Here is a 23,969-nt window from a genome sequence, read left to right on the forward strand (position 1 = left end):
AAGGAAGGTTTCATGGGCACGGACCAACGATTTATGGATCCGGAAAAACAAAAACCCGCCGGGTGGCGGGTTTTTGTCACGCAAACAACCGTGTTATGCAGCGTTCTTCTTTCTCAGCAATCCCAAGCCGATCAACCCCAAGGCAAGCAACGCCAGAGAGCCAGGTTCCGGAACAGAGGTAGTTACCACCTCCAGGGTCGAGTTGCCTATATAGAAGTCACCAAAGTCACTCCATACTTTTACCGACAGCAAGCCGGTAGTATTGAGTGAAACCAGCGAGTTCAAGCCCAATGCGCCGGCCCAATCACTGGTCGGTACATAGATAAAAGCCCCGTCCAGGAAATCGATAGTGCCGACAACGATAGTAGCCAGCTCACCCAGATCCAGAAAACCGCGATCATCCCAGAATTCGATAGAAAGCGTAGCGCTTTGAGCCGTACCCGCGACAAATCCATCATCATTAATGTCGTGGGTCCAGCTTGTTGAGTCCCACCAATCCACAAACGTATCAACTTCTTTCACATCAGTGATAACAGCAGCATAACCACTGACACTGAACAACAGAGCTGATACGGCGACAAGTTTTTTAAGCCATTGAATGTTCATAGTTATCGTCCTTTAAGACACAGCTATCCGACCTGGTATACGGCCGGCAAAAGTTCATGTTGTTAATACCTCACACCATCAAGCTTCTACCATGGCGCGCAAGCCTGAATAAGCATTAACCAGGCCAATATTAAAAAATTCATCTATATCAACCAGTTATTGGAACGAACTTCACGTTTTTATAGCTAAGTTTGTAAAAAGAACCGACTTAAGGACTGACAGGTTATTATCAATGTAAATTTAAGCGACACTCCCACCCAGGATAATCTTTGAAAAAATAACAAAGGCAAACAAGATCTTGCCCCCTTGTAAAAAATGCCGAATGCCCCCCAACCAGGCCGGTACAATCCCTGCACGCCTTTCACGCAAACAAAGCGAGTGGTCTGAGGTGGTGAAAAATAAACCCATGTTACGCCGGTTCTTGTATTGCATTTTTTGTACAACAACCCTTAGGTATCATTACACCTGCCGACTAGCTCTCAACAACGCCACGTAAAAAAAACCGACAAGTGAAGCATCGCTGTTTAACGCCGTGACTCGCATTAGAAAAATCAACAGCGCCGTAAAAAAATCTTGTCCGGCCTTCGCTAAAAATTGTATAAGCCATGTATAACGGATTTTTTCAGAAAACTTGCCTGTGACTGGCCAAGGATTTTCCCATTGGCCGCGTCTTATCCTTAAACAACTAAACCGGTTGCATTGCAGATGACTGAAGCTGACGACATTCGTCTGGCACAGCAAGGCGATAGAGCAGCGTTCGAGGCGCTGCTTAATGCCTATTACGACACCATCTTCCGCTTTGCCTACAAGTGGTGTGGCAGCCGTGCAGATGCGGAAGATGTTACTCAACAGGCCTGTATCAAACTGGCTCGCACCCTGGCTCAGTTTCGCTTTGATTCAGCCTTTACCACCTGGCTGTATCGTCTGGTGATCAACTGTGCCAAAGACTGGCAACGCAGCCAGTCGCGCCACTGGGGTGATGACAGACCGGGTGAGGTTGTCGCGCTGGCCGAAGAACCCGATGCTCAGGATAACCCTGCGGAAACCAATATCTATCTACAGCAGGTGCTTGGCATCCTCGACGATATGGCCGAGGGTTTTAAGGAAACCGCACTTCTGGTTCACGGCGCAGGCTTAACCCACGCCGAAGCCGCCGGCATTTTGTCCATCAAGGAAAGTACCGTTTCCTGGCGACTGCATGAAATCCGCAAACAACTCCTTCTTTTACAAACATCCTCCGCCCCGCTGCAGGAGGCACGACTATGACTGATAACCTGATCGACAAGGCGTTTGCCACCCACCCAAAACCGGACAGCGAGGCTAAAAAGCGTGCGCTGGCTCTGGCATTGATGGAATTTGATGCGGTACAGGAAACCCAGGCACTGGAAAAGCAGGCCGCTGATACACAGCCGGCAGAAGGGCCTGCGGCGCAAAAAGATTCAGCATCACAAAAAAAATTATCCGGGCTCCAAGGTTTTCTTGCATGGCTTCGTCTTATGGGTACCCACAACCCGAACAGGACAGATTCCATGAACGGTAACCCTTTTACGTTTGCGCAAAAAAAATTGTTAATCAGCGGCCTCGCCACCTGCAGCCTCGCGGTCGTCGGTGTGCTGCTGTTTCAGCAGATGCCGCTGCACACCAGTAGCTCCATGAGGGATGATCTGGCCATGTCGAAGGAAGTAAGACGTCCCGAGGCAACCGCCGGAGCGGATCAGGCGACTGAAGAGATTATCGTTACCGGCGCGCGCGAATTGGAGATTGCCGCCCAGTATTCGCCGGCCGAGCCCATGGTCATTGCAGAACAACAAGCCATGTCCGCCAAACGTGCCCAGGAAACCGCCCGCTTGGCCATGCCGGCCAGCCCGATGCCATCTGTCGCACCAGCGAGCGACCTGGCAGCCGTACCACCGGCCGCTGAATTTCGGGACCGTTTTGCGGAATTCCAGGAAAACTCTGTGAAAGCTGTCAGCGAAGAACCCGTGTCGACTTTTTCAATTGATGTGGATACCGCAGCCTACAGTTTCGTGCGGCGCAGCCTGAACAATGGCTACCTGCCGCCCAAGGACGCCGTGCGGGTTGAGGAATTGATTAATTATTTTGATTATCAGTATCCCGTGCCGAGCGATAAAGCAACGCCGTTCCTGCCCAGTGTCTCGGTGATGGATTCGCCCTGGAAAGCCGGTAATAAACTGATCCATATCGGCATCAAAGGTTATCAACTGCCCGCGAGCGCTCTACCGCGCAGCAACCTGGTGTTCCTGCTGGATGTGTCGGGCTCGATGCACAGTCCGGATAAATTGCCTCTGGTGCAACAATCCATGGAATTGCTGTTGAACAATCTACAACCCGAGGATACGGTGGCCATTGTGGTGTACGCCGGTGCGGCGGGAACCGTGCTGGAACCCACCCCGGTAAAAGACAAACAAAAGATCCTCCGGGCGGTGCAGCAATTGCAAGCGGGCGGATCAACCGCCGGTGCGGAAGGTATTCAGCGCGCCTATGAATTAGCGGAAACCAATTTTGATTCCAAAGCGGTTAACCGCATTATCCTCGCCACCGATGGCGATTTTAATGTCGGCCCCACGGGCGACAGCGATTTGCAGACGCTGGTGGAACGCAAACGCGATCAGGGTATTTATCTGTCGGTATTGGGTTTTGGCCAGGGCAATTATCAGGACGCCATGATGCAAACCCTGGCTCAACACGGCAATGGTGTTGCCGCTTATATCGATACCTTGAGCGAAGCACAAAAAGTGTTGGTCCACGAAGCCACATCGACCCTGTTTCCCATAGCCAACGATGTCAAAATCCAGGTGGAATTTAATCCGGCTACCGTCGCGGAGTATCGCTTGATCGGTTACGAAACCCGTGCCCTGCAACGCGAAGATTTCAACAACGATAAAGTCGATGCTGGTGATATTGGTGCGGGCCACAGCGTGACCGCCATTTATGAAATTACGCCGGTCGGTGAAGGTAAGCCCCTGCTGGAACCCAGCCGCTACGCAACGGAAAAAACCAGGCCTGCGGATAAGCTTGGCGATGAATACGCTTTTTTACGGATTCGCTATAAATTGCCGGGCGAAAAACAATCGCAATTGATCGAAAAACCGATCAGCGCCAGCCAGGCAATCACACTGGACAAGGTAGCGCCTGGTTCGCTGCAGCAGGAAGCCGGTTTCGCCACCGCCGTCGCGGGCTTTGCCCAATTGCTGCGCGGCAGCCATTTTACCGGCGACTACAGTTACGATGATGTGATTGCCCTGGCTCAAAAAACCAAAGGCACTGATGACTACGGCTACCGCACCGAGTTTATTCAACTGGTACGCAAAGCGAAGTTAGCAAAAGCGATGTAATGACGGGAAAATCCGGAGCCTTATTGATGGCTCCGGATACTTCAAATTGGTGGTCAGGCTTATTCAGTCTTGAAAGGCATAGCACCGAGATAATCTTTTTTACCCAGGTCAACACCATTGTGACGCAGGATGGCGTAGGCCGTGGTGACATGAAAGTAGAGGTTGGGGATTGCGTGCTGAATCGCGTAATCAAAGCCCGTCAGGTATTTCCCCTCCCAGCGCGGCTGGCTGACATGACGCTCTTTCGCACCGTCAAAATCCTGCGGTGTCATACTGGCCAGATAATGCACTACGTCGTTAATGCGCGCTTTCAATTCCGCCAGGGTGGTTTCCGTATCTTCGTGAACCGGTGCTGTTTTTCCTGTCAGGCGCGCCACCGCCAGCTTCGCCGTATCGCAGGCGATCTGCACCTGACGAATCAGGTGAAATTGATCCGGTGCCAAACGCGCGTTCAGCAAGACATCCAGATTGAACTTTTTGGTATCGGCATAGGCCGATGCTTTATCCAGAAGCTGATCCAGATTGGTCAGCATCTTGGAAAATTGAATAACGGTAAGTTCATACAACATAACAATCGCTCCGGTAAGCCTACGGGGAGAATCTTTGCTCGCCAGCATAGCAGACAATCGCGACAGCTCTGCCCATTACAATGGAATTAACACGTCGCACTCATCCATTTATCACGCCTAGCTGATTTGCAGCTATGCTCTTAGAGTACCCAATAGCCGCTGTGCAACGGAAAGCCATGTGGAGACACAAGATCGAATGCTTGAAGATTCCAAAAAAAGATTTCAACTGGGTTTGATTTATTTATTCGCCGTGCTCGCCACCTTCGGCGTCGCGCCTTTTGTGGTCATGCGCTATCTCAATGGCGAATACCTCAAAGCGATATTGGACCTGATTATTGTGGTGATTGCCGGGGCAAACGCCTGGTATGCCTATCGCACCCAGTCCGTGTTTTATCCCTCCATTCTTGCTGCAACGCAATACAGCATTGCGACTGTTGCGGTGATTTACCTGAATGGGCCCTTATATTTCTTTTGGATGTTTCCCGCCTTCAGCGCGAATTTTTTCCTGTTACGCGCGCCCTTTGCTATCACCGTCAATGTGTTGATCATGCTCGCCATGATTCCCATTGCCATGCAGGTTGATGATCAGGTGGCGGCGTTTGGTATGTTGGCCTCGCTGTTATTTGCCGGCAGCATGACCTTTGTGTTTTCCCGCGAAGCCAACAAACATCATCAACTGCTGCAAACTTATGCCACCCAGGATGCGCTGACCCAGCTGGGCAATCGCCGTTCCATGGACCTGGAGATGACCCGGTGTATCGACGACTTCAAGCGCAGCGGAATACCCGCCACAGTGATTGTCCTGGACCTGGACCACTTCAAGGAGGTGAACGATAACTTCGGCCATCAGTGCGGTGACGAGTTGCTGGTGGACATCGCCAACCTGTTGCGCCAGCGCGCGCGCAAGACCGACCGGCTGTTCCGTTTTGGTGGCGAGGAGTTTGTCATCCTTGCCCGCAATACACACCAGGAATCCGCCAGAGTCGTCGCAGAGGATTTTCGCACCCAGATTGCGGCACACATCAAAAGCCCCGCCGGTGCTATCACCACCTCCCTCGGGTGTGCCGAATTGCGCAGCGGGGAGACAGCCATCCAATGGTTTGAACGGGCAGACCGGGCCATGTATCAGGCCAAGGAAGAAGGTCGCAACCGGGTTATTCTGGCTGATGAGGCGGACGATTCAGGAGCCCTTTGAGCCTTCGAGCACCTGCTGCACCCGCTGGCGCAGGGCCGGAATCACCTCTTCTTCAAACCAGCTATTACGCCGCAACCAGATGTTGTTGCGCGGGCTGGGGTGCGGCAAGGGCAGGACGGCGGGAAAGTAATTGCGCCAGGCTTTTACCGTCTCCGTCAGGCTCGCCGGACGATCCGGCAGGTGGTATGCCAGGGCGTATTGACCGATCACCAGCGTCAGTTCGATCCCCGGCAAGTGACCCAACAAGGTACGGCGCCAGTGCGCCGCGCATTCGGGCCTCGGCGCCAGGTCACCTGAACGACCGGTGCCGGGGTAGCAAAATCCCATCGGCAATATGGCTATGCGACGCGCATCGTAAAAGATCTCCCGCGTCACCCCCATCCAGGCACGCAGCCGCTCTCCGCTGGCGTCATTAAAGGGAATGCCGGTGTCGTGAACCTTTCGGCCCGGCGCTTGGCTGGCAATCAGGATGCGTGCTTGCGGATCAATCTGGATAACAGGGTTGACGCCGTGAGGCAGGTGCGCCGCGCACAACTGGCATGACTGCACCTCCTCGACCAAACGGATGAAGCGTTTATCCGGCATCAGGGGTTAAGGCTCTGATATACCCATTGCATTAATTGCGGCAGCGGCAAGGCGCCGGAAACCCGTTGGATTTCCTGCCCGCCTTTAAACAGAATCAATGTGGGGATGCTGCGGATAGCCCACCCCTCACCGACCAAAGGTTCGGCTTCGGTGTTGAGTTTGGCCAAACGCACATAGGGCTCAAGGCGCTGGGCAGCGGCTTCGAATACCGGTGCAAAACTCTGGCAGGGGCCGCACCAGGGCGCCCAGCAGTCTACCAATACCGGAATCTCGTTTTTACCCAACACCGCCTGAACGTTAACGCTGGTCAGGTTCATAGGGTGGCCCGAGAAGAGCCGCTGCTTACAGCTCCCGCATTTGGGACCATCGCCCAGACGTTCTCCGGGCAAGCGGTTTGTAGCAAGGCAATGGGGACAGGTAATTTGCAGACTGCTCATGGTGGCCGTTCCTGAAATAGGTGAATACCTGAAGGCTATTTCAGGCCGGGCCCGACTTTTTCAAGCACTAGGGAGTGGTATTGCGCGATTCAGCATCAATGGCTGCGTCGACTTCCGACTCTGACATTACCCGCGGCACGCTACCCTGCTCCGGCTCACGGCGTGGTGCAGAGGGAATGGGGTCGGTGATTAAATCAGAGCTCTTAAGGCCACTGCCACCACTGGCCAACGCATCGGAGACTGCCTTTTTCAGCACAATGATGGCAATACGGCGGTTGATAGGATCGGTCGGTTTATCCACCAGCAAGGGGGCAACAGAACCCATGCCCTGTACCGTAGCCACCTTGGCCTCCGGATAGGTTCCTTCCAGCAAGGCGCGGCGGGCACTGTTGGCGCGGTCTGCAGAAAGCTCCCAGTTGGTGTAGGAAGCACCGGCACCGTAGGGCATGGCGTCGGTATGGCCGGTAATACTGACCTTGTTAGGGACTTTATCAATAATGGGCGCCAGCGCGTGCAGCACGTCTTTGGAGTAATACTTGAGGCGTGCGCTGCCCACGTCAAACATGGGGCGCTGTTCTTTATCCACAATCTGGATACGCAACCCCAGCGCGGTGAAGTCAATCAGGATCTGCTCTTTCAATAACTCAAAGACTGAATCCAGGCTGATCTCCGCTTCCAACTGGTCTTTTAATTCCTCCAGTTGCTCCAGTTCAGCCTGTTCCAGTTGACGGCGCAGGTCGTCTTCAGTGAGGTCAGGGACATCAGGCTCAGACGGAGAAGATTCGGCCTCTTTCGGTTGCGGGGTCAGATCAATAACCCCGGAGTCCGCGCCGCCCGGCCCAATGATGAATTCATTGCCGGGGTCCTGAAAGTAGCCGGCAATGGCCAGTTGCTGCTCTTTGGTGGTGGTTTCCAGCACCCACATCAGCAGGAAAAACGCCATCATCGCCGTCATAAAATCCGCAAAGGCGACCTTCCACGAACCGCCGTGGTGCCCGTGGCCATGGCCTTTTTTCTTGCGAATGATAATGACTGACTGAGCGCCCTTTTCCATCACCAACCGCCCTTACTTCTTGGCTCGATATTGTTCTTCAAGCTCGGTAAAGCTTGGACGCACACTGTGGTACAACACTTTACGACCACACTCCACGGCGATCTGTGGCGGCAGCCCGTTCATGGAGGCCATCAGGCAGGCTTTAATACACTCATAAAAATGGGCTTCATCGCGATTCTTGTGTTCGAGATAGGCGGAGAAGGGGCCGATGAATCCGTAGGCAAACAAGATACCCAACAGCGTTCCCACCAGCGCGGCAGCGACTGACACCCCCAATTCCTGCGGCGGCCCACCCAGTTTACCCATGGTGATGACGATCCCCAGAACCGCTGCCACGATACCGAAACCCGGCAGGCCATCCGCCGCCTTGGCGATAGCACCCGGCACCAGCGCAGCTTCCTGATGGTGGCCTTCCAGCTCCTGGTCGATCAGGGATTCCAACTCGTGGGGCGCCATACTGCCCACCACCATGATGCGCAGGTAATCGCAGATAAAATCAATCGCGTGATGATTTTTTAGGATTTCGGGGTAATTGCTGAAGATCGGGCTGTTTTCCGGCTCTTCAATATCACCTTCAATCGCCATCAAACCCTCGCGGCGGGTTTTGTTGAAGATGTCATACATCATGGTCAACAGGTCCAGGTACATGGCCTTGTTGTATTTGGAAGGTGTCAGTAAAGCACCGGCGGATTTCACTACACCGATGCTGACCGATAAAGGGTTGGAAATAATCATCGCACCCAGAGCAGCACCACAGATAATGATCACTTCACTCGGCTGCCACAACGCCATCACCTGGCCGCCATGCATGGTGTAACCCAACAGGATACAGCCGATGACGACCACCGCACCGATAATTGTATTCACGCAACTTTCCCCTCAGAACCCCGTGGAACTTTCTATGCTTTGCAAATTTTAGTGCCCCGCAACCCCGCACAGCTATGGGTATGCGCTTTTGATATGACCATCAACGTTATCGACAACTATAGATTCTAATTGAGGGGATTTCATGAATTTTTACGGAGATGACACCTGACGCACACTGGCCCACCCGGTTTGCCACCCCCGTCCCTAACCCCTACACTAGCGCCTTCCGCCAAACCTTCCCCCAACGGATTCTCCCATGATGAAGATTGACCAACTGGACCCACACACCCAACAGGCCCTGGAAGCAGCAGCCTTTCGTCGCTTACTGGAGCATCTGGACAGCCGTAAGGATGTGCAGAATATTGACCTGATGAACCTGGCCGGCTTTTGTCGCAATTGCCTGAGCAAATGGTATGTCGCGGCGGCGACCGAACAGGGGATAGAGATTGATTATGAAAACGCCCGTGAGCGGGTGTATGGCATGCCTTATACAGAATGGAAAGATCAGTACCAGACACCAGCCAAATAAAAGGTCGGATTAGCGTGGCGTAATCCGACCCACTTTACGTCATTTGAGTTGATAGGCGGTCAGGGAGTTTTTGTGGAAGTTGGGGATGTAGACAATCCGCGTATCTTCATCGAAACCAATGTCGGCGGTGTTGATCTGGGTATCGCGGCTATCGAGCAATTTTTCAATGCGGCCGTCCGCGTGAACGTAATACACCAGCCCGGCCCAACAGGACACAATAAATTCACCCGGTTGCGTCATCTCCACGCCATCAATATTGCTTTCAAAACCCTTGGCCAGGGTGAGCAGGTTCTTATCTTTATCGATCAGCAACAGCCGGGTCGCCGCCCCCACAATCAAGGTACTGCCGATGGTTTGCAAGCCGTTGGGGGAGGTAATATTGTCGAGGTACAGCTCCACGTTATTGTTGACGATGCGATGGACTTTATTGGTACGCGTGTCCGAGACATAAACCACGCCATTGATATCAACGGCAATGTCGTTCAGAAATACCGCATCGGCTACGGGAATACGTGCATCAATATCACCGGAGTCGATATCAATCACCACCACTTCCTTGACGTCGGCCACATAGAGCTTGCCTTTGTGCGCGCCCATCCCCTTGGGACCATTGAGGCCGCGCACCCAATCCTGCTCAAGAATCTTGCCGTCCAATGACAAGCGGGCCACACCGCCTTCACCGTCATCATCCTTGCCATCAATTTCGGTCACAAATAAGTATTTTTCCTTACCATTCTGATAGACCAGAGCGGATTCAGGAACGCGCAAACCCGCAGTCAGCCATAACTTTTCCAGTTGCCGCCCTTCGGCAGCATGAACAGGCAAGGCGAGTTGCAGGATGACAGCGACCGCGCTGACAGCGGGGAAAATAAAACGGGAACACAGGGCGAGATACATGATTTATATCCTCATTTTTTATAGATATTGAGGAACCTCCGCGCGGCCGATGCGCTCACTTCAGGAGGTTACTGGTCAGGAATTGGATTTCAGGACATACCTGGCATTACCCGGTAAGTTTGGCACGTCTGCCACTGATCAAACAAAGCGTTTTACACTGTCTTACCGTTTTGCCAGGGTTGATGGTGCACCGCAAATGAACAAGGGCAGCGAAGCCGGGGAGCATGGGGGGGTGATGCGCAGCTTTTCCGCCCGGTTGATTGCACTGGCCGCTGCTAAACACTACTCTAGCGGCCACGAGAACAACATAATCATCAGATAACTATGAAAGCCACAATCAAAGACGTTGCCAAACTCGCCGGGGTGTCCTTCAAGACCGTCTCCCGCGTTATCAATAAAGAGGTCACCGTCGGCCAGGATTTGCAGGACCGGGTATGGAAAGCCGTTAAAGAGCTGAATTACCAACCCAACCTGTCCGCCCGCTTATTACGCGGCGCCGCCTCGTCTATTGGATTCATCTACGACAACCCCAACAGCAACTACGTGATCGATATGCAGCACGGTATTCTCGGCGAGTGTCATCGCCAGGGTTACGAGTTGATCATCCACCCCTGTGATGCCAAGTCCGAAAACATCATTGATGAAGTGTTGGGCATGATTGACCGCAGCCGCGTGGGCGGCCTGGTATTGACCCCGCCGATGTCTGAAATGCCGGAGGTCCTGGCTGCCCTGAGCAAGCGCAAGATCAAGTTCGTGCGTATCCTGTCCGGCTCCCATCCGCCGGATGACAAAGCGCCCTGCATCTTTATCGACGACCGTACGGCCGCTTACCGCATTACCCAATACCTGATCGACCTGGGCCATAAATCCATCGCCTTTCTGGGCGGGGATGAAGCGCATAAATCCAGTATCGAACGCTTGGAAGGCTACAAAGCCGCCCTGAAAGACAACAAACTTCCCGTCGACAAAAAGCTGATTGTCGGGGGCGAGTATTCGTTTGAATCGGGGGTCAAGCGCACCCGGCAGTTGCTGTCATCAAGCAGTAAACCCAGCGCTGTGTTTGCCTGTAACGACGAGATCGCGGCAGGTACCTTGTTTGCCGCGCGGATTCAGGGCGTGGATGTGCCGCACCAGTTGTCTATCGTCGGGTTTGAGGACAGCCCTTTCTCCCGGCAGGCCTGGCCAAACCTCACAACAGCCCAGCAGCCCAACCGCACCATTGCCCAGCGTGCCACAGCGCTGCTGATTGAATGTATTCGCAATAGCAATAACGCAGACCATAAGGTCGAGAGCGAAGGTTTTTACCCGCAATTGATTGTGCGCGATTCCACTTGCCCCGCTCTGGGCCGCAAAGCCTGACCCCTACCGCCCCGAACCTTTGGGTCGGGGCCGCCTCCAAATCCTGCCACAGCCGTTACCTCGGTCGCAGTAAATGCCGACTGGTTAAAAAAATTACGCATTGTTGCGCCAACGCCTTTACAAGGGTTAAAAATCAGTCCACAATGACAACGTTGTCTCGCAGCCCGTTTCTTTTTTGGAGTTAGGTTTTTATGTCGTCAGCCAGTGTCTTGACCCCTCGCTTGCAGCCCGAAGAAACCCTGATGTTTCAGGAAGCCGCTTCGGCCTCAAGTGTTATTGCCCAGCAGTTCGAGGCTAACGCCCCCCTGGTGGCCGCTGCGGTTGAGCGACTGAAAGCCTTTGCTCCACGCTCTATTGTGACCTGCGCGCGCGGGAGTTCCGACCACGCGGCAACCTATGCCAAATATTTGTTTGAAACCCGGCTCGGACTGGTGACCTCATCGGCGGCACCGTCCATCACCTCAATTTATTTCGCCAAGCAACAACTGGAAGGCACACTCTACATCGCCATCTCCCAGTCGGGCAAAAGCCCCGACCTGTTAGCCAGCGTTGAGCAGGCTAAAGCCGGTGGCGCATTGACCCTGGCACTGGTGAATGTGGAAGATTCCCCGTTGGCCCAGATGGCCGATATCGTGATTCCCCTGCGCGCTGGCTCTGAAAAAAGTGTCGCGGCCACCAAGTCTTATCTCGCCACCCTGGGTGCGATCATGCATCTGGTCTCCGAGTGGGGCAATGACGAGGAGTTGAAAGCCGCATTAAAAAACCTGCCGCAATCTCTCGCCCAAGCCTGGGAAAAGGATTGGCAATCGGTGGTTGATGGCCTGAAAGACGCGCGCAATTTATTTGTTATCGGGCGCGGCATCGGTTTCGGTGCTGCCCAGGAAGCCGCACTGAAATTAAAAGAGACCTGTGGCTTACATGCGGAAGCGTTCAGCGCTGCAGAAGTTAAACACGGACCAATGGCGATCGTCGGTGAAGGTTTTCCGGTGTTGCTGTTCGCACAACAGGATAAAACGCTAGCCGGCATGGACTCACTGGTTGAAGATTTCCGCGCGCGCAACGCCAAGGTTTTTGTGGCCAGCGAAAGCATCAGCGGATCGCTGCCCGTTGTAGCGGGTGCACACCCGGCCATCGCCCCCATGCTGGCGGTACAAAGTTTTTATCGTATGGCCAATGCGCTGTCCATCGCGCGCGGTTACAACCCGGATGAGCCGCCGCACCTGCGCAAGGTCACGGAGACAATGTAATGACCAGCGCACTGGTTAATGGTCGAATTTTTACTGGCAACGAATGGCTTGATGGTCATGCCGTTGTCATCGACGGTAAACACATTCATGGTGTGTTGCCGGTAGCTGAATTGCCTGAAGGTATTGAGCAAACAGACCTTAACGGCATGACCCTATTGCCCGGCTTGTTTGATACGCAAGTCAATGGCGGTGGCGGCGTGTTGTTTAACGATGCGCCCACTGTAGACACCTTACGCAAGATCGGTGAAGCCCATCGCCTGTTCGGCACGACAGCATTGCTGCCAACCTTGATCAGCGATGATCTCAGCGTGGTGGAAAAAGCCATCGCGGCGGTAGCCCAGGCGATTGATGAGCAGGTACCCGGTATTGTCGGCGTTCACCTGGAAGGGCCATTTTTAAATCCGGCGCGCAAAGGTGTTCACAACGCAGAAAAGTTTCGCACCATTGATGAAGCCGCATTTGCATTATTGACCTCACTCAAGCGTGGAAAAACGCTGGTGACCTTGGCCCCGGAATTAACAACCCCGGAGATGATTCACCGGCTTGTCAATGCAGGTGTCACGGTGGCGGCGGGTCATAGCGCGGCAGATTACGAGCAGACCAAAACCGCTTTGGCAGCGGGCTTGAGCAGCTTCACTCACTTGTTCAATGCCATGACCCCACTCACCAGTCGCGAGCCGGGCATGATCGGTGCTGCGCTGGAACATGCTGACAGCTATTGCGGCATTATTGTGGATGGCTATCACGTTCATCCCGCTGCGTTAAAAGTTGCCCTGGCAGCCAAAGCGCGCGGCAAGATGGTTTTGGTTACCGATGCCATGCCCACTGTGGGCGCGGTCAATAAAGAATTTGTATTAAACGGTGAAGTTATCCGTAGCGAGAATGGTCGTTGCGCTACCGCCACCGGAACACTCGCGGGTTCTGACCTGGATATGCTCAGCGCGGTGCGCAACAGCGTGTCTATGTTAGGAATGGAATTAGGCGAAGCCGTGCGTATGGCGAGCCTGTATCCTGCGGCGATGGTTGGCCTGGAAAAAGAATTGGGTTTACTGAAGCCCGGCTATAAAGCCAGCATGATTCTGGTGGATGAAAACCTGAATCTGATTAACAGCTGGATTGATGGTAAGCCATTGCGTCACTGATTGTTGTTCATGGTTGTGTTGTCGTTTTATCGCAGTTTTGTTGTAACGTTTTTTGTCCGTTGATGTTTGTTGTTGTTCTCCATAAATCGTTTTTCTTCCTCGAAAAACAAAGCGCTTACCCATCAACCTTTGTGGTTGATGGGTTTTTTTATTCCATTATATCGAGATGATTATTTTCTTGCGATGCAAGTACCAGGCAACGACCCACAATACCGCCACCGGAATCAAAGCGAACATCAAAGAAGCGTTATAAGGATCAGCCACCCTGCATAATTGATCGTATAGCCATTGATACGCAGAGACCTCACCGACCGGCACCACCAGAAGCGTTTTAGCCCACAGGATTGATAAGGCATAAATAAACAGCGGATTTTGTCCCAGCATAGTGAAGGCTTTATAGATACCTTGCATCCAGGCGAATGTTTCCAATCTCACCAGCAACAGCAACACCAGTACACCCACGCCGCTGGTCAAGAGCACAAATGAACTGGTCCACAAGCTTTTGTTGATGGGAAATACCGGATGCCACACCAGGCCCAACACCGTCATCACGACTCCGGCCGCAAACAATTGCCACTGCGCTTTGACCTTGTCGCTCGCGTTAATCAAATGCCGCGTGACTTCATAGCCAATCAATACATTGACGATGGCGGGCAATGTACTCAACAAGCCTTCCGGATCAAAAGCGATACCTTTACCACGCCATAGATGCTGCTCGCCTAATACATACAGATCGAATTGACGCACCACCGAATGTTCCAGGCTGTAAGGATCAGCACTGAGCTGTAGCAGCGCCCAATATCCCAACAACAAGCCCGCCGCAATAACCCAACGCCAGAGCGTGTTGGCGTACAACACTATCCACGCGGCAAAACAATATGCCAGGGCAATCCGTTGTAATACACCGAGAAAGCGCAGATTGCTGGGGCCCTGGGTAAAGGGAAAGTAATTCAGCAGCAAGCCAATCAAAAAAATAACCAGTGTGCGACGAAAAATTTTTGTCGCCTGGTCCGAAAATGATAAGGCGTTTAATGCTCTTTGAGAGAACACCATGGCCGCGCCGACCATAAATAAAAAGAAGGGAAAAATATAATCTGTGGGTGTAGCACCGTGCCAATCTGCGTGCAGCAACGGCGAATACACATAACTCCATGAGCCGGGCGTGTTGACCAGTATCATTAAAGCCAAAGTCAGGCCCCGCATCACATCCAGCGCCTGGAAACGTTGTTTAGTTGTCATGATTACACCTTTTGACGGCCAAACGACTCATTAGAATCCTGCGTCAGCTCTCCAATAAGCCGCAAAAAAAAATGGCTGAAAATGCAATGCATTAACAGCCATGTTGGTAAATCTCGGGGCTATAGAAAGATTACTTCCAGCTTCTTAATTTATGCCCTTTCACCGCATAGAAAAGAATAAACAGATAGGCCGGCGTCATCACAATGTATGCGGTTTGACGACCGATATCACCGATGGAAGCCACACCGGCCAACACAAAGGGTAAGACCGCACCGCCTGAAATAGCCATGATCAACAACGCAGAGCCAGTACTGGTGTAACTGCCCAGACCGCTTAAAGCCATCGGCCAGATTGCCGGCCAGACAATGGCATTCGCCAACCCCAGCAGCGCCAGGAAGAAAATGGTGTTGGGCAATGCAGGCAAGCCGAAAGGGACAAACAGAATATTGGCAAAACTGGAGGATGCACTGTCACCGAAAACAATCGACAAACTTAATATCACGCCGAGAATAGCCGACACCATCAACGCTTTTTGTTGCGAGATAACACGCGGGATTAACAGGACACCCAACACGTAACCCAGCACCATAAACGCCATGGTGAATGAAGTCAGGGTGGCGAAACCGCTGTAGCCAATGCTGCGACCAAAAGATCCAATGGTATCGCCGGCAATTACCTCAACACCCACATAAAGGAAAAGTGCGATAACACCTAATACCAAATGGGGAAAGCGAAACACTGAGCCTTTGTCCGCCACTTGCGCATCTTCTTTTTCCAGATTCAATTCCGGCAGCGGTGAGAACTTTACGCACAAAGCCAGAAATGCAATAAACAATCCCATGCAGATATAGGGAAATACCAGATTACTGGCGAGGATTTCAATTTCTTCCGGTGTCGGGGCTTGGGTAGAATAATCTTTCATCCCGCCTAAAATCATCGCGGCAAATACCATGGGGGCCACGACACCCGCCGATTTATTCAAAATCCCCATAATACTGATACGCGCAGCCGCTGATTCTTCCGGGCCGATTTTTACGACGTATGGGTTAACTGCCGTTTGCAGCAACGTCTGGCTCGCACCCATCATAAATTGGGCAACCAAAAACAAACCGAACATGTGGGTTTTTGCAGCGGGAATAAACATAAACGCAGCCGCTGCCATGCCGAGCATACCCAAGGCCATACCATTTTTATAACCGACACGGCGAATAACCCAGGCCGATGGAATCGAAAAAACCACCACGGCAATATAGAACGTAAACAGGATGAAAGAAGCCTGCACCGGTGTGAGCGTTAACACCAACTCCAGGTAGGGCATCAAGGAGCCATTTAACCAGGTGGCGAAACCTAAAATAAAAAACAATCCGGCAACAATGGCCATTGGGATGACGCTGCTTTTTTGTGCCGGTGCGGTATCAACTGTCATTTCCATAAACCTGCTTCTCGTGAATTGCTCCCACACAACCGGGAGTGAAATGATTAACGCGTTGACGCCGCATGCGGTGCAAACGCTTTTATTATTGAACTGTGGCGAAGAGGAACGCTCTGGATGGGTTCACCACATAAATAACCCATCCAGAGGAACCTGTTTTTTATAACGCGCGAACGCGTGGTATTGACCGAGGTAACTCTTGTCCATATGCCCGTGGGCTATGGATTTTTTATAAGCCGCCAATCACATCAACGCGGCTCAGTTTGAGCGGGACAACCTTTCAGCTTGCACATCCAGCCCGCTCAAATTTCTGGTCCGCCTATACCTAGGCGGTAGCCGTCAAACGGCTCATTCGCTTGGCGTAATAGATAGCACCAAATTCTGGTTGGCTAAGGGGTGGTGACAGGCTTTCCGCCACCGAGGGCTTCATCCACGGAATCAAACGCGGTGCCAGACCACCAAGAAACGACATGCGCGGCGGCTCGGTTTCCCACAACTTTTCCGCCACAGCGCTCATGTAGTCTGCGCCTTGTTTGACAATGCCCAATGCAACCGCATCACCCTGGTCCGCCGCATCCAGAACAAAGATGGCTAACTTGGCATAGTCACTGGATTTTGCCGCCGCCATCTTGTCCACGATCATGACGCCCCTGGCTTGCAAGTGGTCGCCGATCAGATCGCTGAGGATGGTTTGCGGGCCAAGATGGTCAGAGGCAAGCAACACCGCCTTGATCGCTTCAAGCCCCATCCAGGCCCCGCTGCCGATATCCCCGAACGGGAAGCCGTGCGCCCCCAGAATGGTGGCCTTACCTTTTACATAGGAATAACCACAGGAACCGGTGCCAGCCACCATCACTGCACCTTCATCACGATTGTGCGCACCCAGGCAAGCGATATGCAGGTCGGTGGTGAGATACATGGTTTTAAAAGGGTGCTGCCAATTATTGATAACATCGTACAAGCTGGGCAGGTTAACGCCCGCCAAGCCAAGCCCTGCCGTCAAACGGCTGATCGCCGTGACCGGCAAGCCGGCATCCGCCAACGCCAGCTCGGTAGCGGTCTGGATTGAATTCAGGGTTTGCTGAACACCATGGAGTGGATTCGCCGGGCCACCAACACCGGTACCCAGGACTTCATCTTTGGCAGAGACGATGCGCGCACGGCACTTGGTACCGCCACCGTCTATGCCCAGGTATAAGGGTTCTTCTAACGCACTGTCATTGATTGGGTGTATCCCCATAAACAACCTCATATTTATTAGCAATGCCTGTGCGGTACTCTCGCTTTAATTTGCTGATCGCAGGGTTTCGCACTACCTCAACCCACCAACGTCAATCAAATCCTGTATTTAGAGTTATTCCGCCATCCTTTTTATCTATCTTCACAGGCTGGTAAAAAGGGTTGGCGGTATGACACGCGCCAACCACAAAAGAGCCATGATAGATATCAACTACATCGTTGGACTGCTTCAGAACCCGCATGACGGATCTGCGAACCTCTGAAAGACACCAACAACAACGAACATAAGCAGAGCATTCACAACTGGAGATACACGCTCAAAGATACATTACGCCGCAAAGACAACGTTGTCAATAATTTTGTCCGCCGCCTCATCTCATTCACGAGATGTCCGCCACCAATTGATATAGATGAAATCGGTTTGCGATTTTATTGTTATATAGCACCATTCCCACCGCTATACCGGCGGGAATCCATGAGCATAAACCTTTTCAATCAGGGACCTGTGATTGGGAAGCGTGTTTTTCAGCTGTTGAATTTTATTGGCCATATTGAGAAATTCCTGCTGAGCCAACAACTGATGAACCTCGCCTTGGTGGGCGAACCGAGTATCATAATGCATACCATATAAGACATATTGGTAGCTTCCCAGATTAAACGTCTCATACACACTGGGGAAATCGTGATTGGTAGGTGTTTGCATTTTCCATAATGCCAGCTTTTCCTGCAATGAATCGGGAATGCTCGCCTGAACCCGATTATCTGACCAGAACAAGTTATCATCCCTGTGCGATATACAGTAATGCAACTTTACAAAATCAATAATTCTTTCCCATCGATAGCGAAATGCCTCGTTAAACTTTTTGGCAACCAAAGGCATCGCCGCTTCGCTTCGAGGAAACAGATCTACTAACATCTGCGCCGCAGCTTCAACCATCACCAGAGCGGTCGACTCCAGGGGTTCCAGAAAGCCGGAAGACAATCCAATCGCTACACAATTTTTTTCCCAGAATTTTTCCCGGTAGCCCACCCTCATCGGGATTCGACGAACCGCCTGCTGCCCTGTTACATCACCCAAATAATGCCTCAGAACTTGCTCAGCGCGTTCGTGCGTCGTGTGTTGACTGGAATACACATAACCAACACCACGACGATGGCTAAGGCCAATATCCCAGGTCCACCCTGCTTCATGCGCGGTACTGATGGTGTGACAAGGAATGTTGCTATTTTCTTGCTCATAAGGGACTTGAGCAATAAGGGCATGATCAACAAATAATGTATCGCGACAGTCAATAAATTTCACTTTAAGCGCGTCGCCGAGCAAACGCGCCCCAAAGCCAGTACAGTCGATGTATAAATCTGCGCGAAGCTCACCATATTCATCGGTAAGTAACGCATCAATCGCCCCATCATCGCGCAAGATGACTTGCCGCACCGTGCCACGTAAATTTTCCACGCCCAAATGCCGAGTCGAAAAATTACGCAGGAATTCGGTAAATTTAACGGCATCCAAATGATAAGCGTAATTCAATAGACCATCATAGGATGCGGTTGTTATTTTCTTGGGGCCCAGCCCCGCATCACACACATACCCCTGAAGCGAAACCAGGCTTGCATAGGATGTACCATGCGCTTTATTCGCTGCGAGCCAGCATGAGGTTAAATCAATACCAGAGACACGCTTGGGTGGTGTGAATAAATGATAGTAATAAGAATGATGGCGTCCTGAAGGTGCACGCTCCCAATCCACAAATTTTATGGCCTGCTTGAAGGTCGCATTGCACTCACGCATGAAATCGCCTTCCGCAACACCAAGCGATTTCAAGGTATCGCGCATTGTCGGAAACGTCCCTTCACCGACACCAATAATATTGATCTCAGGGGATTCAATCAGACGAACCTTAATGCCGTCCGGCGAACCTGCTTTAAGGTGTTTGGCGAGCATGGACGCGACTATCCAACCAGCGGTTCCACCACCCACAACTAAAACATCGTTCACCACCATAACGATCTCCTCCGCACAAGCCCACCACTGACGTGAAAAAATATAGCCGCCTGAAACAAAAAAAGGAAAGTGGCTTTCACCACTTTCCTTCTTCGGCGCGCTTACCCATCAGAACGTGAAGTTAACTCCAGCAACAAAACGACGGCCGTTCGTGTAAACCGCTGAAGCACTCGCTTTATCAATGTGATATTGGTAAATTTCTTCATCGGTCAGGTTCACACCTTCCACAACAATATCCATAAAGTCTGTTACACGGAAGGTCACGCTGGCATCCCATTGGCCATACTCATCATTGAAGGCTTCCGAACCGAACTCGTTTACACCATTAAACCATTCGGAACGATAGTTATAACTGACGCGCGCACTTAACAGATCGTTTTCGTAGTAGCCGGTTAGGTTGTACATATTCTGCGAATTGCCAACCACCAGACCAGAACCAGGATTTGCAACAGGGTCGCGTTCCTGGGCACTTTCAGCATCAGTATAAGTATAGTTTGCCACCACGCCAAAATCACCGAAGGATTGTTGGTAGCCCAGTTCAATACCGGAAACTTCATCACCCTTGCCATTGGTTGGCTGACGGAATACCACGTCAACAAATACATCGTTTTGTGGGTCGTAGCGCGACTCAGTCACGGTATCAAACAACACTGACCCTTTGATGTCTTTGTAGAAGAAGGTAGCAGCCAACAAGGCTTCGTCAGCAAAATACCATTCGTAAGAAATATCAAACTGGTCAGCAGTTACCGGATCAAGGTATGGGTTACCGCGCGAACCTGATTGCGTGGGAATATTTGCGCCTTCCTGGTTAGCGATAGTGATGTAGTCAGGACGAGCCATCACACGCGCAGCACTGAGACGCAAAATAGTCGAGTCAGTTACATCAAAAATGGCATTTATGTTAGGCAGGAACTCGGTGTAATCATGATTTTGCGTGTTGAGTTCAGCGTTGCTTCCGGGAACATCTGCTGCATCAGCCCAAATGGTACAGTCGGCCATCTCACACGCAGCACCAAGTGCATCACCGGTCCATGAATAACCAGTGGATGCCACATCCGTTTTTACAACACGCAGACCGATATCACCACGCACGCCGTCAACGTCGTACTCTGCTTTAACATAAGCGGCAAGAATTTCTTCATTGACGTTGTAGATGTTATTGATTACCGGAAGAATGACAGGGTAACCTGCTGCCGTTCCTTCCAGTAATATGCTACGAGCCAATTCACGATCAGGAATGGGATAGGAGGTGACGGTATTTGGGCCAGCTACTCCGTCAAGATAATTCGACGGTGTTAATTCACCGGTGCTGATCTCATCGTATGTCCGCCCCCAATTGGCACCAATCGGCTGAGTGACACCGGGATTCCATACACCCCATACGCCATTTTCTGCACCGCCAACGTGATCAGAATCTTTCACCACTTGATAGGGGCTCAGGAATTGCGTTTGTGATTTATCGTGGTCGCTGTAATAAACACCTGTTTTTACCGATGTGAAGACGTTCTGCTCAAACGGCAACTCAAGATCAATTTGTGCGTAATCTTCTTCATCTTTCATTTCACGGCCACCGCCGCCCATCCAGCCAAACTCACGATTAAGTACATCGGCATTGGTTTCGTTACGCAACCCCATGCCATCGCCAAAATCTTTTAACATGGAAGTTTGTAAGGTGCCACCCTGCGCACTCCAGTCAATGCGATCAAAAGTTTGGTTAAACCCATATTGCAACTCGTTGGAAGTACCACCAGTGGCTTCAGTCGTCCCGATTTTACCGCTCAGAATAAACTTATCTGTTGTGTACACCGCTTCCAGGTCAAAGGCTTGTGTCTCGGTAGAGGATACGCGATCAATGGTATAGAGTTCAGATACCGGCGCAGCGGCACCATCAGCAACCAGACTACCGCCAACGATTTCATTACCCACGATAACCGGATCGATCAACTCGCCGTCAAGACCGTTGCGACCACCAGTACGAACATATAGGTTAGAGTTAATATTATTGGCGTCCATCTGGCTATCGAGCGCAGTGAATGTCAGCTCAAGTTCGTCAGTTGGAGCCCACTGAACACTCATCAATCCTGTTTCACGTTCCCGCTCTTGTTGGAAAAATGCCGAACCGATCCAGGAGGGTGCCCAGTAATCTGCACCATCTACGGTCTGACGATGGTGACCCAGAGTTTCTAAGCCGTCACGCTGTAAGGTACGGTCTTGTTTGGTTAGTGATACCAAAACACCAAAGGTACCTTCATCATTTTTCCAGGAATACATACCTGATAATAAAGGATCCCACTCTTCGGATTTGTCACTGTATTGCCCCTGTACTTGCAGAGCACCTGTGTGCGCATCGAGCTCCAGCGGTCTGCGGGTGCGCAGGTAAACGGTACCGCCCAGAGAACCTTCCTGAATGTCAGCGGAAGGTGATTTGTAAACTTCCAGAGAAGAAACCACGTTGGAGGGCAGCAACGTATAGTTAAATGCACGAGAGGGATTATCCAGCACAAACCAGTCCGCAGACGCCACAGATGATCCATTTAACAAGGTTCGGTTTTGTTCGGGAGATGTACCGCGAACAGAAATCTTTTCACCTTCACCAAAGCCACGGGTAACCGATACACCAGTAATACGAGCCAACGAGTCAGCGACGTTTTTATCAGGAAATTTACCAATATCATCGGCAGAAATAGCATCCACGACGGAATTGGATGTGCGCTTGGTATCAATAGCTTCCTTCAGCGCCCCGCGAATGCCCGTCACAATTACTTCATCAACCACCTCTTGCGCGCTGACAGCAACACCGGTCAACGCCAAAGTAGCCGCAGTACCGTAAACCGCAGCGGACCTATTTACCGCTTTTATCGCATCTCTTAGTTTGATAGCCATGATTATCCCCTCTGATTTTTTTGATAATGCCATTAGTCTTGACAACCCGCCATTAATTGAGAACAACCAATGGACAACGTTGTCGCTCGACATTAAACCCGAGGGACAACGTTGTCAATAGAACCTTAAAGGAAGCTTTTTGGCTACTAAAGACGACATTTGTCTTTAAAATCAGAGAGATAAGGGTAAATTTTGTTAAAGATGAGATAAAGAAAAGAAAATATATGAAAAGTTTTTATAGAGATGACAGCGCTGTATCAGCAAGGTACCAGCAGCGCGGTACCTTGCAAGGGTCTATTTACTCAGCCAGTTCAGCCCGTAAGCTTCTCAGGCTTTCCTGAATTCGGCGGGTGTTTTCCGGCCCCATTCTCAGCAAAAGCTTGTGGGATGCCGGCAGTTTTTCGAGCGCGGGATCAGCATATTGATAAAACACTTTGGGGCGCACCAGCAAAACGTCTCCATCGACTACGGGGGCAGCCAACAAATTGTCGATGGCGCCCAGCATAACTGTATGGAAGTTGCCCTTCTTAAGACCCATCTCGCGATAAGCTTCCTCTAATAGCGGATAAAAACGTTTGTACAACGAGGCCAAGGCCTCTGCGTCGATGGCCGCAAAGGTCGCTACATATTTGTCGTAACGCTGGTAATTTTCTCGCGATAAGGTGTACTGCTGCACCTGTTGTTCTTCCACTGTGCCATCGCGCTCTACCTGGAAGGGTGGAGCCGGCGATACCAGCGGTCGATATTCATGGACAACCTTGCCCTCTTCAACCGCATTGACCGCCCGGACAAATTTACGGATGACTTCCTCCGGTACAATCAGGGCTGGTGCACCAGCCGCCAGTTTGCTAAAGGCATCCAGCACGTATTGATCGCTGTTACTCAGCTCAGGAAGCGGTTCTTCTTGCGGTTCCGGTTTTGGTGCTTCATAGACAGGCCGGAGTGGTTCTGGCTCAGGGGTTTGTTCCGGTTCAGGCTGAACAGAAGGTGGCGGCAGCGAGACATTTTTCTCTTCTTCTTTCGCAGGGCGCCAATAAAAGAACATGATTGCCGCAACCACAACCACAGCAATCAGCACCATGACAACCGTGGTGGTGATTGATTTGTTTTGCTCATTAGCCATACGGAAAATCCTTGCGCGATTAAATGAGATGCCCTTTGCCGAGATTATGGAAGAATTCGGTCCGCGTCTAGCGCGAGGCAAAAAAACTTGTGCTTATCTTCACTATTCCAATTGCCGTTATCGCAAGATAACGCCTTCGGCTAGGACTCTGCGCTATCTTGCGGGTTCAGTGGTTGCCAAAGTCATTTGCTGCCCTGCATACCAA

21 protein-coding genes are annotated in these 23,969 nt (G+C 51.6%); 8 read left to right on the forward strand and 13 right to left on the reverse strand.

Annotated features, from left to right (window positions below; genetic code table 11):
* Positions 1-93: 93 nt before the first annotated feature.
* On the reverse strand, positions 94-606 hold the full coding sequence (locus tag ACSV5M_RS08845; protein ID WP_439175607.1) for a PEP-CTERM sorting domain-containing protein: 513 nt from the start codon (positions 604-606) through the stop codon (positions 94-96).
* A 705-nt stretch (positions 607-1,311) separates the two neighbouring features.
* Between ACSV5M_RS08845 and ACSV5M_RS08850 the strand changes: the two genes are divergently transcribed.
* Positions 1,312-1,872: an RNA polymerase sigma factor gene (locus ACSV5M_RS08850; RefSeq protein WP_439175608.1), complete on the forward strand. Its 561-nt coding sequence runs from the start codon at positions 1,312-1,314 to the stop codon at positions 1,870-1,872.
* Positions 1,869-3,962, forward strand: a complete 2,094-nt coding sequence (locus ACSV5M_RS08855; RefSeq protein WP_439175609.1) for a vWA domain-containing protein — start codon at positions 1,869-1,871, stop codon at positions 3,960-3,962. Before ACSV5M_RS08850 ends, ACSV5M_RS08855 begins: the two co-directional genes overlap by 4 nt.
* 59 nt (positions 3,963-4,021) lie before the next feature.
* Here ACSV5M_RS08855 and ACSV5M_RS08860 read toward each other — a convergent pair whose 3' ends face one another.
* Entirely contained in the window at positions 4,022-4,531 is a 510-nt protein-coding gene (locus ACSV5M_RS08860) for a DUF1993 domain-containing protein (protein WP_439175610.1), read from the reverse strand.
* A gap of 196 nt (positions 4,532-4,727) precedes the next feature.
* Here ACSV5M_RS08860 and ACSV5M_RS08865 point away from each other — a divergent pair, with 196 nt between their 5' ends.
* Positions 4,728-5,726 carry a GGDEF domain-containing protein gene (locus ACSV5M_RS08865; RefSeq protein ID WP_439175611.1) on the forward strand — a complete coding sequence of 333 codons (999 nt, stop codon included), beginning with the start codon at positions 4,728-4,730 and terminating at the stop codon, positions 5,724-5,726.
* Here ACSV5M_RS08865 and ACSV5M_RS08870 read toward each other — a convergent pair.
* From ACSV5M_RS08870 to motA, 4 genes are all read right to left on the reverse strand, one after another.
* On the reverse strand, positions 5,712-6,311 hold the full coding sequence (locus ACSV5M_RS08870; RefSeq protein WP_439175613.1) for a uracil-DNA glycosylase family protein: 600 nt from the start codon (positions 6,309-6,311) through the stop codon (positions 5,712-5,714). The genes ACSV5M_RS08865 and ACSV5M_RS08870 overlap by 15 nt on opposite strands.
* Complete coding sequence (gene trxC, locus ACSV5M_RS08875) at positions 6,311-6,748, reverse strand: thioredoxin TrxC (RefSeq protein ID WP_439175615.1); 438 nt, start codon at positions 6,746-6,748, stop codon at positions 6,311-6,313. Before trxC ends, ACSV5M_RS08870 begins: the two co-directional genes overlap by 1 nt.
* A 67-nt stretch (positions 6,749-6,815) precedes the next feature.
* Positions 6,816-7,802 (reverse strand): flagellar motor protein MotB, encoded by a 987-nt coding sequence (motB, locus tag ACSV5M_RS08880; RefSeq protein WP_439175616.1) that lies wholly within the window; start codon positions 7,800-7,802, stop codon positions 6,816-6,818.
* A 12-nt stretch (positions 7,803-7,814) separates the two neighbouring features.
* Positions 7,815-8,669, reverse strand: coding sequence for a flagellar motor stator protein MotA (motA, locus tag ACSV5M_RS08885; protein WP_087468109.1), 855 nt, complete (start codon positions 8,667-8,669; stop codon positions 7,815-7,817).
* 256 nt (positions 8,670-8,925) lie between these two features.
* Here motA and ACSV5M_RS08890 point away from each other — a divergent pair, with 256 nt between their 5' ends.
* Complete coding sequence (locus ACSV5M_RS08890; protein ID WP_439175618.1) at positions 8,926-9,198, forward strand: DUF1244 domain-containing protein; 273 nt, start codon at positions 8,926-8,928, stop codon at positions 9,196-9,198.
* A gap of 39 nt (positions 9,199-9,237) precedes the next feature.
* On the opposite strand, the gene ACSV5M_RS08895 is transcribed toward ACSV5M_RS08890, so the two are convergent.
* Positions 9,238-10,095 (reverse strand): GTP-binding protein, encoded by an 858-nt coding sequence (locus ACSV5M_RS08895; protein ID WP_439175619.1) that lies wholly within the window; start codon positions 10,093-10,095, stop codon positions 9,238-9,240.
* A 49-nt stretch (positions 10,096-10,144) separates the two neighbouring features.
* Here ACSV5M_RS08895 and ACSV5M_RS08900 point away from each other — a divergent pair, with 49 nt between their 5' ends.
* The 4 genes from ACSV5M_RS08900 (at position 10,145) to nagA (ending at position 13,843) form a co-directional block, all read left to right on the forward strand.
* Positions 10,145-10,417, forward strand: coding sequence for a hypothetical protein (locus tag ACSV5M_RS08900; protein ID WP_439175620.1), 273 nt, complete (start codon positions 10,145-10,147; stop codon positions 10,415-10,417).
* Positions 10,418-10,419: 2 nt separating this feature from the next.
* Positions 10,420-11,454, forward strand: coding sequence for a LacI family DNA-binding transcriptional regulator (locus ACSV5M_RS08905; RefSeq protein ID WP_439175622.1), 1,035 nt, complete (start codon positions 10,420-10,422; stop codon positions 11,452-11,454).
* A 191-nt stretch (positions 11,455-11,645) separates the two neighbouring features.
* On the forward strand, positions 11,646-12,701 hold the full coding sequence (locus ACSV5M_RS08910) for an SIS domain-containing protein (RefSeq protein ID WP_439175624.1): 1,056 nt from the start codon (positions 11,646-11,648) through the stop codon (positions 12,699-12,701).
* On the forward strand, positions 12,701-13,843 hold the full coding sequence (gene nagA / locus ACSV5M_RS08915; protein WP_439175626.1) for an N-acetylglucosamine-6-phosphate deacetylase: 1,143 nt from the start codon (positions 12,701-12,703) through the stop codon (positions 13,841-13,843). Before ACSV5M_RS08910 ends, nagA begins: the two co-directional genes overlap by 1 nt.
* A gap of 156 nt (positions 13,844-13,999) precedes the next feature.
* Here the strand turns inward: nagA and ACSV5M_RS08920 are convergent, their stop codons facing one another.
* The 6 genes from ACSV5M_RS08920 to ACSV5M_RS08945 form a co-directional block, all read right to left on the reverse strand.
* Positions 14,000-15,082 carry an acyltransferase family protein gene (locus tag ACSV5M_RS08920; protein ID WP_439175628.1) on the reverse strand — a complete coding sequence of 361 codons (1,083 nt, stop codon included), beginning with the start codon at positions 15,080-15,082 and terminating at the stop codon, positions 14,000-14,002.
* 130 nt (positions 15,083-15,212) lie between these two features.
* Positions 15,213-16,514: an N-acetylglucosamine MFS transporter NagP gene (gene nagP, locus ACSV5M_RS08925; RefSeq protein ID WP_439175630.1), complete on the reverse strand. Its 1,302-nt coding sequence runs from the start codon at positions 16,512-16,514 to the stop codon at positions 15,213-15,215.
* A gap of 325 nt (positions 16,515-16,839) precedes the next feature.
* Positions 16,840-17,754: an N-acetylglucosamine kinase gene (gene nagK, locus ACSV5M_RS08930; protein ID WP_439175632.1), complete on the reverse strand. Its 915-nt coding sequence runs from the start codon at positions 17,752-17,754 to the stop codon at positions 16,840-16,842.
* Between the two features lie 456 nt (positions 17,755-18,210).
* A complete protein-coding gene (locus ACSV5M_RS08935) occupies positions 18,211-19,758 on the reverse strand; it encodes a tryptophan halogenase family protein (protein ID WP_439175633.1) in 1,548 nt (515 codons plus the stop codon).
* A 108-nt stretch (positions 19,759-19,866) separates the two neighbouring features.
* Positions 19,867-22,641, reverse strand: a complete 2,775-nt coding sequence (locus tag ACSV5M_RS08940) for a TonB-dependent receptor (RefSeq protein ID WP_439175634.1) — start codon at positions 22,639-22,641, stop codon at positions 19,867-19,869.
* A gap of 298 nt (positions 22,642-22,939) precedes the next feature.
* On the reverse strand, positions 22,940-23,764 hold the full coding sequence (locus tag ACSV5M_RS08945) for a DUF3014 domain-containing protein (RefSeq protein WP_439175635.1): 825 nt from the start codon (positions 23,762-23,764) through the stop codon (positions 22,940-22,942).
* Positions 23,765-23,969: the final 205 nt, after the last annotated feature.

This window comes from Cellvibrio sp. ARAG 10.3 (assembly GCF_051846955.1).
In the GTDB taxonomy this organism is placed as follows: Bacteria; Pseudomonadota; Gammaproteobacteria; order Pseudomonadales; family Cellvibrionaceae; genus Cellvibrio.

What these genes read in the sequence shown, in the direction of transcription:
- nagK (WP_439175632.1), bottom strand. Translation starts at nt 17,754, where the DNA reads ATGGGGATACACCCAATCAATGACAGTGCGTTAGAAGAACCCTTATAC.
- ACSV5M_RS08910 (WP_439175624.1), top strand. Translation starts at nt 11,646, where the DNA reads ATGTCGTCAGCCAGTGTCTTGACCCCTCGCTTGCAGCCCGAAGAAACC.
- ACSV5M_RS08920 (WP_439175628.1), bottom strand. Translation starts at nt 15,082, where the DNA reads ATGACAACTAAACAACGTTTCCAGGCGCTGGATGTGATGCGGGGCCTG.
- ACSV5M_RS08860 (WP_439175610.1), bottom strand. Translation starts at nt 4,531, where the DNA reads ATGTTGTATGAACTTACCGTTATTCAATTTTCCAAGATGCTGACCAAT.
- ACSV5M_RS08845 (WP_439175607.1), bottom strand. Translation starts at nt 606, where the DNA reads ATGAACATTCAATGGCTTAAAAAACTTGTCGCCGTATCAGCTCTGTTG.
- trxC (WP_439175615.1), bottom strand. Translation starts at nt 6,748, where the DNA reads ATGAGCAGTCTGCAAATTACCTGTCCCCATTGCCTTGCTACAAACCGC.
- ACSV5M_RS08935 (WP_439175633.1), bottom strand. Translation starts at nt 19,758, where the DNA reads ATGGTGGTGAACGATGTTTTAGTTGTGGGTGGTGGAACCGCTGGTTGG.
- ACSV5M_RS08890 (WP_439175618.1), top strand. Translation starts at nt 8,926, where the DNA reads ATGATGAAGATTGACCAACTGGACCCACACACCCAACAGGCCCTGGAA.
- nagP (WP_439175630.1), bottom strand. Translation starts at nt 16,514, where the DNA reads ATGGAAATGACAGTTGATACCGCACCGGCACAAAAAAGCAGCGTCATC.
- ACSV5M_RS08895 (WP_439175619.1), bottom strand. Translation starts at nt 10,095, where the DNA reads ATGTATCTCGCCCTGTGTTCCCGTTTTATTTTCCCCGCTGTCAGCGCG.
- ACSV5M_RS08870 (WP_439175613.1), bottom strand. Translation starts at nt 6,311, where the DNA reads ATGCCGGATAAACGCTTCATCCGTTTGGTCGAGGAGGTGCAGTCATGC.
- ACSV5M_RS08855 (WP_439175609.1), top strand. Translation starts at nt 1,869, where the DNA reads ATGACTGATAACCTGATCGACAAGGCGTTTGCCACCCACCCAAAACCG.
- ACSV5M_RS08905 (WP_439175622.1), top strand. Translation starts at nt 10,420, where the DNA reads ATGAAAGCCACAATCAAAGACGTTGCCAAACTCGCCGGGGTGTCCTTC.
- ACSV5M_RS08865 (WP_439175611.1), top strand. Translation starts at nt 4,728, where the DNA reads ATGCTTGAAGATTCCAAAAAAAGATTTCAACTGGGTTTGATTTATTTA.
- ACSV5M_RS08900 (WP_439175620.1), top strand. Translation starts at nt 10,145, where the DNA reads ATGCGCTCACTTCAGGAGGTTACTGGTCAGGAATTGGATTTCAGGACA.
- ACSV5M_RS08945 (WP_439175635.1), bottom strand. Translation starts at nt 23,764, where the DNA reads ATGGCTAATGAGCAAAACAAATCAATCACCACCACGGTTGTCATGGTG.
- nagA (WP_439175626.1), top strand. Translation starts at nt 12,701, where the DNA reads ATGACCAGCGCACTGGTTAATGGTCGAATTTTTACTGGCAACGAATGG.
- ACSV5M_RS08940 (WP_439175634.1), bottom strand. Translation starts at nt 22,641, where the DNA reads ATGGCTATCAAACTAAGAGATGCGATAAAAGCGGTAAATAGGTCCGCT.
- ACSV5M_RS08850 (WP_439175608.1), top strand. Translation starts at nt 1,312, where the DNA reads ATGACTGAAGCTGACGACATTCGTCTGGCACAGCAAGGCGATAGAGCA.
- motB (WP_439175616.1), bottom strand. Translation starts at nt 7,802, where the DNA reads ATGGAAAAGGGCGCTCAGTCAGTCATTATCATTCGCAAGAAAAAAGGC.